This is a genomic window from Ureibacillus sp. FSL K6-0786 (assembly GCF_037965165.1).
GTDB lineage: Bacteria > Bacillota > Bacilli > Bacillales_A > Planococcaceae > Ureibacillus > Ureibacillus thermosphaericus.
The window spans coordinates 1-14,128 of sequence record NZ_CP150191.1; the positions used below are offsets into that span (position 1 = coordinate 1).

Sequence of the window (14,128 nt, forward strand, 5' to 3'; positions counted from 1 at the left end):
ACATATTTATAAAGTGCTTTTCAATGTCAATCGTTCACATGGTTTGAGGAAATATCTTTAGGATATTTAATTGATAGTTATTTTAAAAATTTTCCTGTCATTCGTTGGTTGTATAGGTCGATTCGTATGACCGAAAACATCTCTAAACATTGTAATTTGTTCAATTGAAAATTCGATTGGCTCTTCAAATACAATCCAGTCAACCCCTTCTTTACAAGGAGGTGTCGTCAAAGAACCGGAATAGTAATACCCTTCCCTTACTTCAGGAATTAATTGTAATAAATTGAATGAATCCATTTCTTTTTCATTCATATTTTCATCTTGTATAAACTTCCATATTTCTTTAATTGCTTCGTTTTCTTCTCCAGATTTTATAAATACCGCTATTACAGCATGGTCGCCTTTTTCATTTTCGTGTACGAGATGTAATTCCATATCATAGTTTTGATTTTCGATTTGATGTTCACTTGGTAAATGGAAATGGAAGGAATGAAATTTGTATTGTTCATTATCAACCGAAATAAAACTTGTATTCGATTTCGAATATACTTTAAACTGATTTCTTTGTTTTATTAGTACAACAGGTTCCTTTTCATAATGTATGTTGATTTTTGGGGCATCTTCAAGAAGAACATTCTTGTATTCAATTTGTATAGGTGATTGCATTGTTCCTTTTTCACAAGCATGAACTTCCAATTCTTTTGAAATCTTTTTTTCTTCATCAGTATAAGAAACTTCTTTGAATGTATAGTCATTTTCTCCTGGTGATTGTTCAATAGTTGATTTTTGATAAGATAGATAACCAACTACACCAAGGCACAATGATAGCAAAAAAATCACAATATAATAGTTTAACTTCATCAATATTCCCCACCCATTTTTCCATTTTTTATTTAACTTAACCAAATAGATGATTGATTTATACTTCGGTCATGCTATATAGCACCATTCCCTTGTTTATAAACTTAATAGAGCTTGATTAAAAATACATACTTGCATGAGTGGGGAGCGGAGAGTCCAAGCCGCAAAAAAATAGTAGTACTTACCATAGCTTTGGTTAGTACTACGAAAATTAGAATGATTTCATTTATTTTAAGTAAAACAGTCCCCCGCTAACGATTTCAATTTTAATTCGAGGTTGAAATCGCTCTTCTAACGCTTTTTTCTCTATTTCATAAATTTCTGGTTTGTTTTCTACATCTTCATAAAAATGATCTAATATTTCTTGTTCCCTTTTCCATCGTTTTTTTGCCTCATCCGCCCAAGATAAATCATCATTTGCAATATAATTTTCAATTGCTGTTTCCAAACGTTCAATCGCCCTCATTGGAGAAACAATATAAGGTAGGCAATATGCGTTTTTTGGCAATTCATCCGTTAACTGCAACGCACATAATATATCTTGGAAGTCACTTTTGACGCTGCCATGAATTAAGTTAATTCCTAAAGAAAAGAGCAATTCCTTTGTTTGGTCTGTATGATAAGAAACTTTAAAATTAGCACCAATCCATGGAAATAAACTTGCTCCTTCAATATCTTCATACATTTGAACAAAACAGCCTAAGTCTTTCGTGGCTTGAAAAATTTGATGCATTCGCATCGACCCATAATGAATATATTCACCACGAATGTTTAAATTCTCTTTTTGTTTCGTAATAAAGGTTACTTTTAATGGGTTTGGCTCTGCTTTTGTACTTTCAATAAATTGCCAATAAAAAGGACGATTCATTATACGTTTATCGATATCAGCTGTTAATTGAACAGTTAAATAATCGGATGTTTCATCTTCAATTTTACAATTTGTCTCTATAAAAAATGTTCGTAAATAATGATGGATTTGTTCAGCTATCATTCTTTTGCTCCTCCCAATTCGAGAAGTTTGCATTGGAAAATTTATGTGAAGCCTAACTGATCTTCTAAACCGAAATCTTCAAAATGGAAATTTGGCACAAAACTTGGAGAATTGTATATTGGCTCTTCCACTTTGTTTGATAAGATATCATCTATTTCTCCCACAACTTTTTCAAAGACATCGATTTTATTTGTTAATAAGTCGATGATGCGATCTTCAATTGTATTTTGAATAGCTAAATTGTAAATATATACATCTGATTGTTGACCAAAACGGTGTACCCGGCCAATTCGTTGTTCAATTTTCATGGGATTCCAAGGTAAATCAAAATTTACAACATGATGGCAAAATTGAAGGTTAATCCCCTCGCCACCTGATTCTGTTGCTATTAATACGTCAGCGTAATCTTTGAATAATTGCCTCATCCAATCTCGCTTATTTTTACTAAACTTTCCGTTAAACAACACACTTTTAATTCCTTTTTGATATAAATACCATTGTAAATAGTGTTGTGTTGCTCGATATTCGGTAAAAATAATGACTTTATCTTTTGCCTTTTGAATAATTTCATAAGTTTTTTCTGCTTTTGAATTGATTTCTAAATTGGACATTTTCTCTATAATTTCTTCTATATAATCTATTTCATCTCTACTTTGCATCTTCTCTTTCATTTTCACTAATGTTAAATATGCTGCTTCTTTACTCGAGCACATTTCTTTTAATAGTGTTGTCATAGCAAAAGAATTGGCAAATACACTTGTGCGTTCCTTTAATTGTTGAATCATTTCGTAAACTTCTTTTTCTTCATCAGTAAATTGAATTGGAATTGTTTCAACATGTCTGCCAACCCACTCAATGCCCGTATCTTGCCTACGATTTCGAATCATCACTTGATTCACTAATTCTTTTAAGTATTCATCTTCCTGTAAGCCATTTTTCCCTTTTTTGAAATATGATTGGAAACTTTCTACATTTCCTAAGTGACCAGGTTTTAATAAGGAAACGAGATAAAAAATTTCAAAAATGTTATTTTGAATTGGTGTAGCAGTTAGCAATAAACAAAATTTCTTCTTTAATCCTTGTACAAATTGATATGATTGCGTTTTATTGTTTTTTAATTTGTGAGCTTCATCAATAATAATCATGTCATAGTTCTGTTCGTAAATCTTTTCCCGATATGGACTCCGTTTAGCCATATCCATACTCATGACAACAAAATCATATTGTTCGAAGGGAACATTCTTTTTTCGACAACCAATGGCAGGAATAAAAAATTTTGCGTTCAGTTCATCAACCCACTGAGTAAGTAATGATGCCGGCACTAAGATTAATGCTTTTTTTACCAGTCCTCTTAGAATATATTCCTTCAAAATTAAACCAGCTTCTATCGTTTTTCCAAGTCCAACTTCGTCCGCTAATATTGCCTTTCCATTCATTTTTTCAATAACCGTTCTTGCTGCATCTATTTGATGTTCGAGAAATTGTATGTTTGTTAAAAATTTCGGAGCTTGTAAACCTGAAAAATCTGTAATTAATTGATCTTTTACGACCTCATAAGCCATTTTGTATAGCATCCAATTATCCCAAGGGCCTCCCTTTTCAAGGCGACGTGCAAACTCCTCTTTCCATTCTGAGGATTTTTGAATCATCATGTCAGTTCACCTCTCTTATTGTTCATTAGGTTGTCCAAAATTTATAAACCTATGATGATTCTATTGCCAATAAACCAACATTTTAGGATAAAAATTTTTCCCTTTCGCAAAATAAAAATTAGAAGCGAGGAGAAAGAAATGAAAAAATGGTTGTTCATCATCTTAATTGGAATATTTCTTTTGATTATTTTTTTTCCTGGATATTTTACGGATTATTCTCAATCTAAAGAATTTGAAGCATTGTATGAAACATTAGACGATAAATTTTTTCCTTTAGTAGATTGTATTAGTGATCACCTTAGTAAATCAGAAGAGAAAATGAATCAATTGCAATTTACAACGTTTTATGTATTAGAAGGAGGTATGGAAGAAAATTTAGAAATGCAACAAAAAATAGTTGAGTTGAAGAGTGAATTAATGAATTTTAATGTTCAATATCCAGATACCATTGCATTAAAAGAAAATGTTATTCAGCAATTGAACGTGTTAAAAAAATTGCTTGAAAAAATGTATAACGCACCACCCAATCTAGATGTAATGAACTTTCAGATGTTTCAAAATGAATATGAGAAAGATATTGAAATTCAATCACAATTGTTAGAAAAAATGGATTATATTTTAGAAAAAAATTACGAGTAAGTTCCAATTATAAAATAACCCGATAAGAGCAAATTAGGGCTAGGAGGTGAAGAATATGAGCAAAAATAATAAGAAAACGATTAACGAAAGAACTCACAATCCATTTGAAACTTATAAACACTTGCATAAAAACACAACTAGTCATGCTGAAAATCCAGAAGATCCAACAATGGAAATTTCAGAAGAATTCGATTCAAAAGTAAAAAATAAAAACAATAAAACAAATCACGATAAAACTCAAAAAGCAAATAAAAATATTTAACCCTTTCTTTTTAATTCTCCTGTCCATTTGGAGGTTATCAAATGAATAAAAATCAAATTATTTTCATGAACCAGTCCCACCGCAACTTTAATATGTACATTGGTCATAAGGAAAAATTCGATTTTTTTAAAGATGTTATGCCAAAACAGCCTCCTACAGAAGATGAAAAAATTATTTCCCTTGATAATTATTTAAAAAAATAATTGTTAACTTTGTGAAAAATATTTTATGAATAAAATGAGAAATACTTCACTAATCGTTTCTTTATGTGATTGAAAAGGAGTACAATCAAATCAAAGTTGATATATAAATATAATGGAGGCGTTAATGATGTGGGTCGTCACACTATTTGAGGAAGAAAATTTCCGCATTTATGAATTCGAAACGAAAGAAGAAGCAGTTAAAGCTATGGAAGAGTTACAATTGCCAGCAATCCTTTCCTTCACAAACTTGACTCTTGTAGCTTAAGTCATTTTCATAAATATTAGCAATAATTATTTGGAGCAAATAATGCTCCTTTTTTTTATGCTTTTTCTTGCTGAATATACCAATAAACGTCACTTTTTTATTTGCGAATTTTGGGAACGATAAAAGTGTAAGGTTAAAAATATTGAAAGCTAAAATCTTTGTGAGGTGATCAACATGAAAAAAAGATTTTATCTATTCACTTTCCTTTTAACCTTTGGACTTTTATTGTTCCCTTTAGGAGCCGAAGCCCATTATCATTCAAAATTTTTACAGGAATATGAACAATTAGATAATGAAAAAAAGCAACAAGTGGATAAAATCTTAAATGATTTGCATTCTGAATTAGAGAATTTAGGTGTGAAAATTCCGCATTTAAATGCACATCTAACGTATTCTCAATTAGATGAAGAAACGAAAGAACAAGTAAAACAAATTATTAAGGAATTAGAAGAAGGTAAAATTACTTCTGAACAGGCAGATGAAAAACTGTATAATTTAGGCGTCATCTCCCCTAAAGATGAGAAATGTAAAATTTACGATGGACTAGATGAGGGAACAAAGCAAAAGGTAAAGGAAATTATGAAACAAATGAAAAGTGGATCCATTACGAAAGAGCAAGCAGAAGAAAAACTAAAGGAATTGGGCGTTGAAATGCCAAAAGAACCACAATTAGATGAAGAGACAAAAGAAAAAGTGAAACAAATTGTTGAAGAAGCGGAAAAAGAATTCGAAAATTTGGGTATTGAATTTCCAAAAGAATTTTATAAACGAATTCTTGAATAAATTGAACAACAATCCAGCGAATTGTTACATTTTCGCTGGATTTTAAACTAATAGTAAATTTTATTAATAAAATGTATATTCATAAATTTTTGTAAATTTCTGATGAAAACGTCATCATATTGAACAATTTGTGAAATAATTCACTTTCTATTTTCTTTCTCATATATTAGGTGTACAATGAATTTGAAATTGATATATAACAATTTAACTGTTTATTAGAAAGCAGCAAATTGTTATATAACAAAATTATTTTGTGAAGGAGTTTGATCCCAAGATGTGGGTGCTTACTGTATTTGAAAAAAATTCTTATCGTATCTTTGAATTTATTGAAAAAAATGAAGCAACATTAGCACTTCAAAAATTCGGTCATTCAGCGTACTTGTCCTATACAAAATAATGAGTAGTTATAGTCATTGACAATAGATTATAAATAAATTATTTCTTGGTAAATTAAGGAGGCATTTTTTATGTGGGTTGTAACAGTTTTTGATGCAGACTCTTTCCGTTGTTTCGAATATGACTCTAAAGAAGAAGCAATTCGTACACTTGAAGTATATAAAAATAAAGCAATCTTATCATTCACAAATTAATGAGTATTCTTACATTTAGTCATTTAATAAAGAGAGCCTGGCCAAAAAGAGCAAAACTTTTTGGTCAGGCTCAATTACTTATAAATATAATTCTTTCCCCTTTTAATGGTCACATCAAACGTCATCATCGTCGCTATTTTTCTAAGTTTGTATGCTTTGCTATCAGTCGTAAAGAGAGGCGATTCAAATCAACTTTTCAAGAGCCCAATCCTATTTAGAAATCCCCTTCTCTAATCTAAATTCATCACTTATAATCAATATCTCATCCCCTTCAACTTTGGATTTGGATGAGATTTCATTGAATTATATTATTACCTACAACAAAGATATATACCCCATTTTCTATTAGTTAATCCTATTAAATTGTGACAAATTTGTGAAAATCTATTTTTCCTCCACAATCCGACATTTTTTTTAATCTAAATAGTATACAATGAAGGAGCTTCAACACCATATATGAAAAATATCAAATTATGAACAATATTTACTGGAGGAATAAAAATGTTTAACACGCTGTATAAAAAAGTGTTAAAAGTTGTAATAGAAATAAAAAGAAAAGATATGTATCGAAAAGCACAAGTACTAGGATTTACCCATCCAAAAGTAGTAAATTGCAGCCAACAGTTAGACTATTTACTAAATAAGTATACAAAACAAGCGGCATAATTTATTAACTTAGGAATCATCCATTAAGTTAATTCGTTAATTATATAGGTTTATTATATATTTCTAAAAATACCCTTCAAAACCTTTTCTATAAGGTTTGATGGGTATTATTTTTCTTTATTTTAAAGGATTCTCTTTTGCACCTGAATAGTCTCTTTTAGCCTGAACAAATACAAATTCTTTTTCAGGATACCGATAAGCCGTTAACTTCCCTCCAAAAACAACTCCTTGATCAATATTAATTGTATTATTCATAATTAGCGGCTCTGGTTTTGGCTCATGGCCCCAAATAACAAGCAATGAACCTTTATATTGCTTATACCACTCACGACGTATTGGTTTCCCTTGTTCGTCCATGCCAGCAACATCGCCATAGCGGCAAAAATTTTTGATTCTATTGGATTCTTTACCGATAAATTCTTCTCGTATACCTGCATGCACACAAACGACTTTTGGATGCCCTTGATCTGTTAAGATATAATGTGAAGGTACGTTCATTAGTAAGTCTTTGAATTGATTTTTTAACTTTTTTGTTTTTTCTATACCATGTATTTTTTCATATTGATTAAATTCTTCTTCTACTTTTTCATCACCATGTTTTAACTGCACTTTTCTTCCATCTAGCCAACGGGCAATTTTCCAACCGTGATTACTATCAATCATATACGTGTTTACATTGTAATGTTTTAAAAAAAATTTCATCGTATCAATCGATTTTGGTCCCCTACTCATGATATCTCCAAGAGAAATAATTTTTCTCCCTTTTGGATGAGCGTATAATCCTTGTTCATTTTTTTCGTAACCTAATTGATGCAACATTTGAATCCATTCATCAAAACATGCATGGATATCTCCTATGATGTCTACTCCATTTCCTACTTCAATATACATTGATAGTTTGCCCCTTTATTTTTTAAATTTTTATAAATTATTGTATATTATTTAATGAATAAAACACTTTATTCGTTAGAAATTTTTTAATTGTTGACACTTTTTAAAATTTCATGCATATTAATTAACAAATATACCACTAAATGTTTATATAGCAATCAGCTTAACGAAGATTAGTAAGCTGCACACTGTTGGAAAGAGAGCGATGTCCATAGGCTGAAAGACATCGTACAAATAAGAGCTGCTGAACCTGCTTCGCTAGCTTCTAGCTAAAACTAGACGCATGCTCAAAGCGTTATTTGAGGTAAAGTGGGATTATGTTGGCATAATCCAATTTAGGTGGTACCGCGGAAACTCCTTTTTCGCCCTAAAAATAAGGGCGAAAAAGGTTTTTTTATTTTAGTAGAAAGTTTTTAAGGATGGTTGTTGATGGAGAAGAAAAGAATTGTCGTTAAAATAGGTTCAAGTTCGCTTACAAATTCAAAGGGTGAAATTGACTATGTTAAAATGAAAGATCACGTTGACTCAATCTATCAAGTTGTCAAAGAAGGCCATGAAGTTCTTCTTGTTTCTTCTGGTGCGGTGGCGGCAGGATTTCGAAAACTAGGTTACCCTACTCGACCAGTCACTTTAAAAGGAAAACAAGCAGCTGCAGCTGTTGGTCAAAGTTTACTTATTCAACTTTATGCAGATCAATTTGCAAAATACGGAATCACAACAGCCCAAGTGCTTCTAACACGTACCGATTTTTCAAATAAAGAGCGTTATAAAAATGCTTTTGCAACTTTTAGTGAGTTGTTAGAACGTTCTATTTTGCCTATCGTAAATGAAAATGACACTGTTTCAGTGACAGAACTTACTTTTGGCGACAATGATATGCTTTCTGCCCTAGTAAGCGGGTTAGTACATGCAGATCAACTCATTATTTTGACGGATATTAACGGTTTCTATGACGATAATCCTTTAAAAAATCCAAAAGCTAAACGGATTCGTCATCTAACTGAAATTACGGATGACATGCTTCAACTAGCAAAAGGTGCTGGCTCCAAAGTGGGAACGGGAGGCATGCAATCCAAATTGCTAGCTGCTCGCACCGCTTTAAAAGCTGGTGTCAAAGTATTTATTGGAAAAGGAAGTGGACCAAATAAATTGCTCGATATTTTAAATGGTCATGGTGATGGAACGTATATTGATCGTGATCATCTAGCTATACTACCTAACCAAAAACAATGGATTTCTTTTACAGAAACAAAAGGAAAATTATTCATCGATAAAGGTGCTGAAGAAGCATTGTTATTAAGAGGAAAAAGTTTATTGCCTGCAGGGATTTTTCGAGTTGAAGGTGAATTTGACCGCGGTGATGTTGTGGAAGTCTATGGAGAATCAGGTCTGTTAGGTCGAGGAGAAGTGCTTTATTCCAGCAAAGAATTGGCTTTTGCTTGTGGTAAAAAAACCGAAGAACTTCACTCAGGATATATTGAAGTCATTCATCGAGATAAATGGGTAAAATTATAATATTTTTCTAGAATGAAGGAGGTATTTTCATGACACAATTTATGGTAGGTAGCGAAGTTAAAACAAAAGGTAAATTAGCGAAATTTGCAAGTTATTTAATGAATGTAAAAACAACAGAAGAAAAAAATGACGCATTAGCAAAAATTGCGGAACAGCTGCTTATTGAGAAAGATGCCATTCTTGAAGCAAATAAAAAAGATTTAGTAAGCGGAAAAGAAAATGGTTTAACCGATACAGTACTAGATCGAATCATGTTAAATGAACAACGCATTCAAGCAATGTGTGAAGCTATATTTCAATTAATTTCCTTACCAGATCCAATCGGTGAAGTGTTAGAAAGTTTTACAAAAGAAAATGGATTAAAAATTGAAAAAAGACGAGTGCCGCTTGGAGTTGTATGCATGATTTACGAAGCCCGTCCAAATGTTACAGTTGATGCAGCTACATTATGTTTAAAAACTGGAAACGCTGTTATGTTGCGTGGAAGCTCATCCGCTAAACATTCCAATATAGCTCTTGTTTCATGTATACACCGTGCGTTAGAAAAATCCGCATTGCCGATTGATGCGGTTCAGTTGATTGAAGATACACGACATGAAACAGCTTCTGAATTATTCCATTTAAAAGAATATATTGATGTATTAATTCCTCGCGGCGGTAAAAAATTAATTGATTTAGTTGTAAAAGAAGCCTCTGTCCCAGTGCTTGAGACAGGAGCTGGAAATTGTCACATCTATGTCGATCAATCAGCAGACTATGAAATTGCTGAAAAAGTCATTATCAATGCGAAAACACAAAGACCTTCTGTTTGCAATGCAGCAGAAAGCTTATTAATTCACAAAGATTGGTTTAAACTGCACGGAAAAAAATTATTAACAAACTTAGAAAATGCTGGGGTTGAAATTATTGGGGACGAAAAAGTATGCGATGTGTTACCACATGCTACACTAGCATCAGACGAAGATTATGCAACGGAATATTTAAGTTTAACGATTAGTGTGAAGATTGTGAATAATGTTGATGAAGCAATAGATCATATCAATTATTATGGTACGAAACATTCGGAAGCAATTATCACAAATGATGAGAAAAGTGCTGAAATATTCTTAAACCGCGTTGATGCAACAAGCGTCTATGTAAATGCTTCCACACGCTTTACAGATGGATTTGAATTTGGGTACGGTGCAGAAATCGGAATTAGTACACAAAAACTTCACGCAAGAGGTCCAATGGGATTACCAGCTTTAACATCAACGAAATATTATATACGTGGAAATGGTCAAATTAGAGGATAAATAGTCCATCATAAAAATAACCTATCAATACAATGAAGTGTTGATAGGTTATTTTATCAATTTTGACATATATAAGTTCTTTTCAACAGATTCAACAACATAACAAGGAGACTTGTCCAATTCTATAGAAGAATTTTGCACCAATTCTTAACGATCTGTTTCCCTATAGAGAATATCGATGACCTCTTCCGTTTCATTATCGAAAATAATATCAACATAGACGCCAAATTCACGATTGCCTTCTCTTAACCAAAGTTTAAATTTTTCCGTAGTAGTCTGATCTCCAATTTCTCTTCCGATATGGAGATAATCAATAATATTTGCTTGTGCATATTTCTCTTTTACCTTCTCCATAGCGATTCTTCCCCATTTTGCATAAGCAGGTGCAGTTTGTTGGGCATTGCTATCGGGAGAATCGGACATTATGTTGGCAACAAAGATTGTTGAAGCAATTAAGACAAGAGAAATGACGATTCTCAATGTGGTAACCTCCTTTTCCTTATTGTTTTCTATTTTGAGGAGGCTATTCATTAACACAATGACATAAAAAAGAGTCCACTGAAAAATCGTATTGAGACTCCCATTTACGGTGCTGATAATAGAAAGTTGTTTCGATTATCCCAGGAGCAAATTTATAAGAAATTATGATCATAAATAGTGAGAGTGTATAGAAAATTTTCGACCTTTCTATACACTCCCAAACAAATTAATTTAAACATGCTTTTGCTTTTTCGATTTGCACTCGAACTTGTTCAAAACCTGTCCCACCTTGAGAGAGACGACGAGAAACAGCCGCTTCAGGTTTAAGTACTTCATAAACATCTTCTTCAATCAGTTCACTTTCCGCCTTCATCTCATCTATGGACAAGTCTTGTAAGAAAATACCTTTTTGAATACAAGTAAAAACTAACTTTCCAGTCACTTCATGTGCTTTACGGAACGGCATTCCTTTTGTAGCGAGATAGTCTGCAAGTTCTGTGGCATTTGAAAAATCGCTATGTACCGCTTTGTGCAATCGTTCCGTATTAACAGTCATTGTTCGAACCATTCCTTCAAAGATCTTTAATGATCCTAAAATTGTTTGAAGAGTATCGAACATTCCTTCTTTATCTTCTTGCATATCTTTGTTATATGTTAATGGTGTTCCCTTTAACACCGTAAGTAAACCGATTAAATTCCCATATACACGACCCGTTTTTCCACGGATTAATTCTGCCATATCTGGATTTTTCTTCTGTGGCATGATGGATGATCCAGTAGAAAAGGAATCATCTAATTCGATAAATTTAAATTCATCAGTAGACCATATAATGATTTCTTCTGCAAAACGGGAAAGATGAGTCATCAGTATAGATGAATTCGATAAAAATTCTACAATGAAGTCCCGATCACTTACCGCATCCATTGAATTTTCATAAATTCTACTAAAACCTAACAAATCTGCAGTCAATTGACGATTAATTGGAAATGTTGTGCCAGCCATTGCACCTGCCCCTAAAGGTGAAATATCGATACGCTTCATTGATTCTTTAAATCGTTCTTTATCACGCTCTAACATCCAAAAATACGCCATTAAATGATGGGCGAAACTAATTGGTTGTGCTCTTTGCATATGCGTATAACCAGGAGCAATTGTATCGATATGCTGCTCTGCTTTTTGTAAAATTGTTTTTTGGAAAGTTTCAATTAATTCGATTACTTCTTTTACTCGTTTCTTTAAAAATAAGTGAACGTCTGTCGCAACCTGGTCGTTGCGGCTTCGGCCAGTATGCAATTTCCCGCCAACAGGACCAATTAAATCAATCAACATTTTTTCAATGTTTAAATGGATATCTTCATTTTCAATTTTATATTCAAGCTCGCCATTTTCAGCACGCTTTTTTAATTCATTTAGTCCCCATTTAATTTTTTCCACATCTTCTTCCGGTAAAATACCTTGTACACCGAGCATTGTTACATGAGCAAGACTTCCTTCAATATCTTCCATCACTAATTGCTGATCGAAACCAATGGACGCTCCAAATTCATCAACCCAGCTTTCTGCTGATTTTTGGAAACGGCCTCCCCAAAGTTTTGTCATTTGTTCCACCTATCCTTACTAAAAATAATGTTACAATTCATGTGAAAAAGAATAGCGAAGTAGTCTTGGTACGCTTGAGTAACCACCATTCTCAAGCACATTATTTTAAGAACAAGCCTTCTCCACTAACCCTGTCTTAAAATAATCATCCCTAGACCTCTTCGCACTCAATATAATTATTTACTGTTTACTTCTTTATTGTTTACTTGTGATGCTACTACAGTTGGAAGACCCCAAAGTTCGATAAATCCAACCGCTGATGCATGATTAAATACATCTTCTTTAGAGTAAGTAGCTAATTTTTCACTGTATAAAGAATTTGGAGATTTGCGTCCTTCAACAATTGCATGTCCTTTAAATAATTTTACGCGAACTGTACCGTTTACATATTTTTGTGTTTCTTTAATGAAGGCACAAAGAGCTTCACGAATTGGGTTAAACCATAAACCATCGTAAATGACTTCAGAAAGTTTTTGTTCGATGATTGGTTTAAAATGAGCTAATTCTTTTACTAATGTGATGTCTTCTAACTCTTTATGTGCAGTTAAAAGGACTTTTGCACCTGGAATCTCATACACTTCACGAGATTTAATACCAACTAAACGGTTTTCAACATGATCAATGCGTCCAACACCATGTCGGCCAGCGATTTTATTTAACTCTAGAATTAAATCTGCCAATTTCATTTCTTGGCCATTTAATGCTACCGGTTTACCTTCAACAAATTCAATTTCTACATATTCTGGTGTATCTGGCGCATTTTCAATTGATACAGTTAAACCATATGCTTCTTCTGGAGGAGCTACCCAAGGATCTTCCATAACTCCTGCTTCATTTGCACGTCCCCAAAGGTTTTGGTCAATGGAGAATGGCGAATCAATTGTTGCAGGTACTGGTACGTTATGTTTTATTGCATATTCGATTTCTTCATCACGGCTCCAAGCCCATTCACGCACCGGCGCCAACACTTCCAAATTCGGATTTAATGCTTTAATAGATACTTCAAAACGAACTTGGTCGTTTCCTTTACCCGTACAGCCGTGAGCCACCGCATCCGCGTTTGTTTTGTTTGCAATCTCTACTAATTTTTTCGCAATTAATGGACGAGATAAAGCAGAGACTAATGGATATTTTTGCTCATACCAAGTATGTGCTTGTAGCGAAACAAGCGCATACTCCTCTGCAAATTCATCTTTTGCGTCAATAATATATGATTCAACAGCCCCAACTTGAAGAGCTTTCTTTTGTATAAATTCTAAATCTTTCCCTTCACCCACATCTAAACAAACAGCTACGACGTCGTAACCTTGTTCTTTTAACCAAGGAATCGCCACTGATGTATCAAGTCCACCTGAATAAGCTAAAACTACTTTTTTATTTGCCATATCAAATACTCCTTTGATAATGAATGTATTTTTATACAATTTTATAAAAC

General features: G+C 32.8%; 17 protein-coding genes. 10 read left to right on the forward strand and 7 right to left on the reverse strand.

The window, feature by feature from the left end; translation table 11 throughout:
* Window positions 1-66: 66 nt before the first annotated feature.
* The 3 genes from NSQ18_RS00005 to NSQ18_RS00015 all read right to left on the reverse strand — a co-directional run bounded on the left by NSQ18_RS00005 (window position 67) and on the right by NSQ18_RS00015 (window position 3,504).
* Window positions 67-861, reverse strand: coding sequence for a carbonic anhydrase family protein (locus NSQ18_RS00005; RefSeq protein ID WP_016837838.1), 795 nt, complete (start codon window positions 859-861; stop codon window positions 67-69).
* A gap of 226 nt (window positions 862-1,087) precedes the next feature.
* Complete coding sequence (locus NSQ18_RS00010) at window positions 1,088-1,852, reverse strand: YqhG family protein (RefSeq protein ID WP_016837837.1); 765 nt, start codon at window positions 1,850-1,852, stop codon at window positions 1,088-1,090.
* 41 nt (window positions 1,853-1,893) lie between these two features.
* On the reverse strand, window positions 1,894-3,504 hold the full coding sequence (locus tag NSQ18_RS00015) for an SNF2-related protein (RefSeq protein ID WP_050988838.1): 1,611 nt from the start codon (window positions 3,502-3,504) through the stop codon (window positions 1,894-1,896).
* A 138-nt stretch (window positions 3,505-3,642) separates the two neighbouring features.
* Here NSQ18_RS00015 and NSQ18_RS00020 point away from each other — a divergent pair, with 138 nt between their 5' ends.
* From NSQ18_RS00020 to NSQ18_RS00055, 8 genes are all read left to right on the forward strand, one after another.
* Window positions 3,643-4,143, forward strand: a complete 501-nt coding sequence (locus tag NSQ18_RS00020) for a hypothetical protein (RefSeq protein ID WP_016837835.1) — start codon at window positions 3,643-3,645, stop codon at window positions 4,141-4,143.
* A gap of 55 nt (window positions 4,144-4,198) precedes the next feature.
* Window positions 4,199-4,405, forward strand: coding sequence for a hypothetical protein (locus NSQ18_RS00025; protein ID WP_016837834.1), 207 nt, complete (start codon window positions 4,199-4,201; stop codon window positions 4,403-4,405).
* A gap of 41 nt (window positions 4,406-4,446) precedes the next feature.
* Window positions 4,447-4,608, forward strand: a complete 162-nt coding sequence (locus tag NSQ18_RS00030; protein ID WP_016837833.1) for a hypothetical protein — start codon at window positions 4,447-4,449, stop codon at window positions 4,606-4,608.
* Between the two features lie 124 nt (window positions 4,609-4,732).
* On the forward strand, window positions 4,733-4,873 hold the full coding sequence (locus NSQ18_RS00035; RefSeq protein WP_172597785.1) for a hypothetical protein: 141 nt from the start codon (window positions 4,733-4,735) through the stop codon (window positions 4,871-4,873).
* 174 nt (window positions 4,874-5,047) lie between these two features.
* Window positions 5,048-5,656 (forward strand): hypothetical protein, encoded by a 609-nt coding sequence (locus tag NSQ18_RS00040; RefSeq protein WP_016837831.1) that lies wholly within the window; start codon window positions 5,048-5,050, stop codon window positions 5,654-5,656.
* A 274-nt stretch (window positions 5,657-5,930) separates the two neighbouring features.
* Window positions 5,931-6,053: a hypothetical protein gene (locus tag NSQ18_RS00045; RefSeq protein ID WP_016837830.1), complete on the forward strand. Its 123-nt coding sequence runs from the start codon at window positions 5,931-5,933 to the stop codon at window positions 6,051-6,053.
* A 70-nt stretch (window positions 6,054-6,123) separates the two neighbouring features.
* Window positions 6,124-6,246, forward strand: coding sequence for a hypothetical protein (locus tag NSQ18_RS00050; RefSeq protein WP_016837829.1), 123 nt, complete (start codon window positions 6,124-6,126; stop codon window positions 6,244-6,246).
* 501 nt (window positions 6,247-6,747) lie between these two features.
* A complete protein-coding gene (locus tag NSQ18_RS00055; RefSeq protein ID WP_339288514.1) occupies window positions 6,748-6,912 on the forward strand; it encodes an aspartyl-phosphate phosphatase Spo0E family protein in 165 nt (54 codons plus the stop codon).
* A gap of 117 nt (window positions 6,913-7,029) precedes the next feature.
* Here NSQ18_RS00055 and NSQ18_RS00060 read toward each other — a convergent pair whose 3' ends face one another.
* Window positions 7,030-7,803: a metallophosphoesterase gene (locus NSQ18_RS00060; protein WP_016837827.1), complete on the reverse strand. Its 774-nt coding sequence runs from the start codon at window positions 7,801-7,803 to the stop codon at window positions 7,030-7,032.
* A 429-nt stretch (window positions 7,804-8,232) separates the two neighbouring features.
* On the opposite strand from NSQ18_RS00060, the gene proB reads away from it, so the two are divergent.
* Window positions 8,233-9,318, forward strand: coding sequence for a glutamate 5-kinase (gene proB / locus NSQ18_RS00065; RefSeq protein WP_016837826.1), 1,086 nt, complete (start codon window positions 8,233-8,235; stop codon window positions 9,316-9,318).
* Between the two features lie 29 nt (window positions 9,319-9,347).
* A complete protein-coding gene (locus tag NSQ18_RS00070) occupies window positions 9,348-10,613 on the forward strand; it encodes a glutamate-5-semialdehyde dehydrogenase (protein WP_339288517.1) in 1,266 nt (421 codons plus the stop codon).
* Between the two features lie 147 nt (window positions 10,614-10,760).
* Here NSQ18_RS00070 and NSQ18_RS00075 read toward each other — a convergent pair whose 3' ends face one another.
* From NSQ18_RS00075 to NSQ18_RS00085, 3 genes are all read right to left on the reverse strand, one after another.
* Window positions 10,761-11,093, reverse strand: a complete 333-nt coding sequence (locus NSQ18_RS00075; RefSeq protein ID WP_016837824.1) for a YqzG/YhdC family protein — start codon at window positions 11,091-11,093, stop codon at window positions 10,761-10,763.
* Between the two features lie 226 nt (window positions 11,094-11,319).
* Window positions 11,320-12,693 (reverse strand): argininosuccinate lyase, encoded by a 1,374-nt coding sequence (argH, locus tag NSQ18_RS00080; protein WP_016837823.1) that lies wholly within the window; start codon window positions 12,691-12,693, stop codon window positions 11,320-11,322.
* Window positions 12,694-12,869: 176 nt separating this feature from the next.
* Complete coding sequence (locus NSQ18_RS00085) at window positions 12,870-14,078, reverse strand: argininosuccinate synthase (RefSeq protein WP_016837822.1); 1,209 nt, start codon at window positions 14,076-14,078, stop codon at window positions 12,870-12,872.
* Between the last annotated feature and the right edge of the window lie 50 nt (window positions 14,079-14,128).

What these genes read in the sequence shown, in the direction of transcription:
- NSQ18_RS00005 (WP_016837838.1), bottom strand. Translation starts at nt 861, where the DNA reads ATGAAGTTAAACTATTATATTGTGATTTTTTTGCTATCATTGTGCCTT.
- NSQ18_RS00010 (WP_016837837.1), bottom strand. Translation starts at nt 1,852, where the DNA reads ATGATAGCTGAACAAATCCATCATTATTTACGAACATTTTTTATAGAG.
- NSQ18_RS00015 (WP_050988838.1), bottom strand. Translation starts at nt 3,504, where the DNA reads ATGATGATTCAAAAATCCTCAGAATGGAAAGAGGAGTTTGCACGTCGC.
- NSQ18_RS00020 (WP_016837835.1), top strand. Translation starts at nt 3,643, where the DNA reads ATGAAAAAATGGTTGTTCATCATCTTAATTGGAATATTTCTTTTGATT.
- NSQ18_RS00025 (WP_016837834.1), top strand. Translation starts at nt 4,199, where the DNA reads ATGAGCAAAAATAATAAGAAAACGATTAACGAAAGAACTCACAATCCA.
- NSQ18_RS00030 (WP_016837833.1), top strand. Translation starts at nt 4,447, where the DNA reads ATGAATAAAAATCAAATTATTTTCATGAACCAGTCCCACCGCAACTTT.
- NSQ18_RS00035 (WP_172597785.1), top strand. Translation starts at nt 4,733, where the DNA reads ATGATGTGGGTCGTCACACTATTTGAGGAAGAAAATTTCCGCATTTAT.
- NSQ18_RS00040 (WP_016837831.1), top strand. Translation starts at nt 5,048, where the DNA reads ATGAAAAAAAGATTTTATCTATTCACTTTCCTTTTAACCTTTGGACTT.
- NSQ18_RS00045 (WP_016837830.1), top strand. Translation starts at nt 5,931, where the DNA reads ATGTGGGTGCTTACTGTATTTGAAAAAAATTCTTATCGTATCTTTGAA.
- NSQ18_RS00050 (WP_016837829.1), top strand. Translation starts at nt 6,124, where the DNA reads ATGTGGGTTGTAACAGTTTTTGATGCAGACTCTTTCCGTTGTTTCGAA.
- NSQ18_RS00055 (WP_339288514.1), top strand. Translation starts at nt 6,748, where the DNA reads ATGTTTAACACGCTGTATAAAAAAGTGTTAAAAGTTGTAATAGAAATA.
- NSQ18_RS00060 (WP_016837827.1), bottom strand. Translation starts at nt 7,803, where the DNA reads ATGTATATTGAAGTAGGAAATGGAGTAGACATCATAGGAGATATCCAT.
- proB (WP_016837826.1), top strand. Translation starts at nt 8,233, where the DNA reads ATGGAGAAGAAAAGAATTGTCGTTAAAATAGGTTCAAGTTCGCTTACA.
- NSQ18_RS00070 (WP_339288517.1), top strand. Translation starts at nt 9,348, where the DNA reads ATGACACAATTTATGGTAGGTAGCGAAGTTAAAACAAAAGGTAAATTA.
- argH (WP_016837823.1), bottom strand. Translation starts at nt 12,693, where the DNA reads ATGACAAAACTTTGGGGAGGCCGTTTCCAAAAATCAGCAGAAAGCTGG.
- NSQ18_RS00085 (WP_016837822.1), bottom strand. Translation starts at nt 14,078, where the DNA reads ATGGCAAATAAAAAAGTAGTTTTAGCTTATTCAGGTGGACTTGATACA.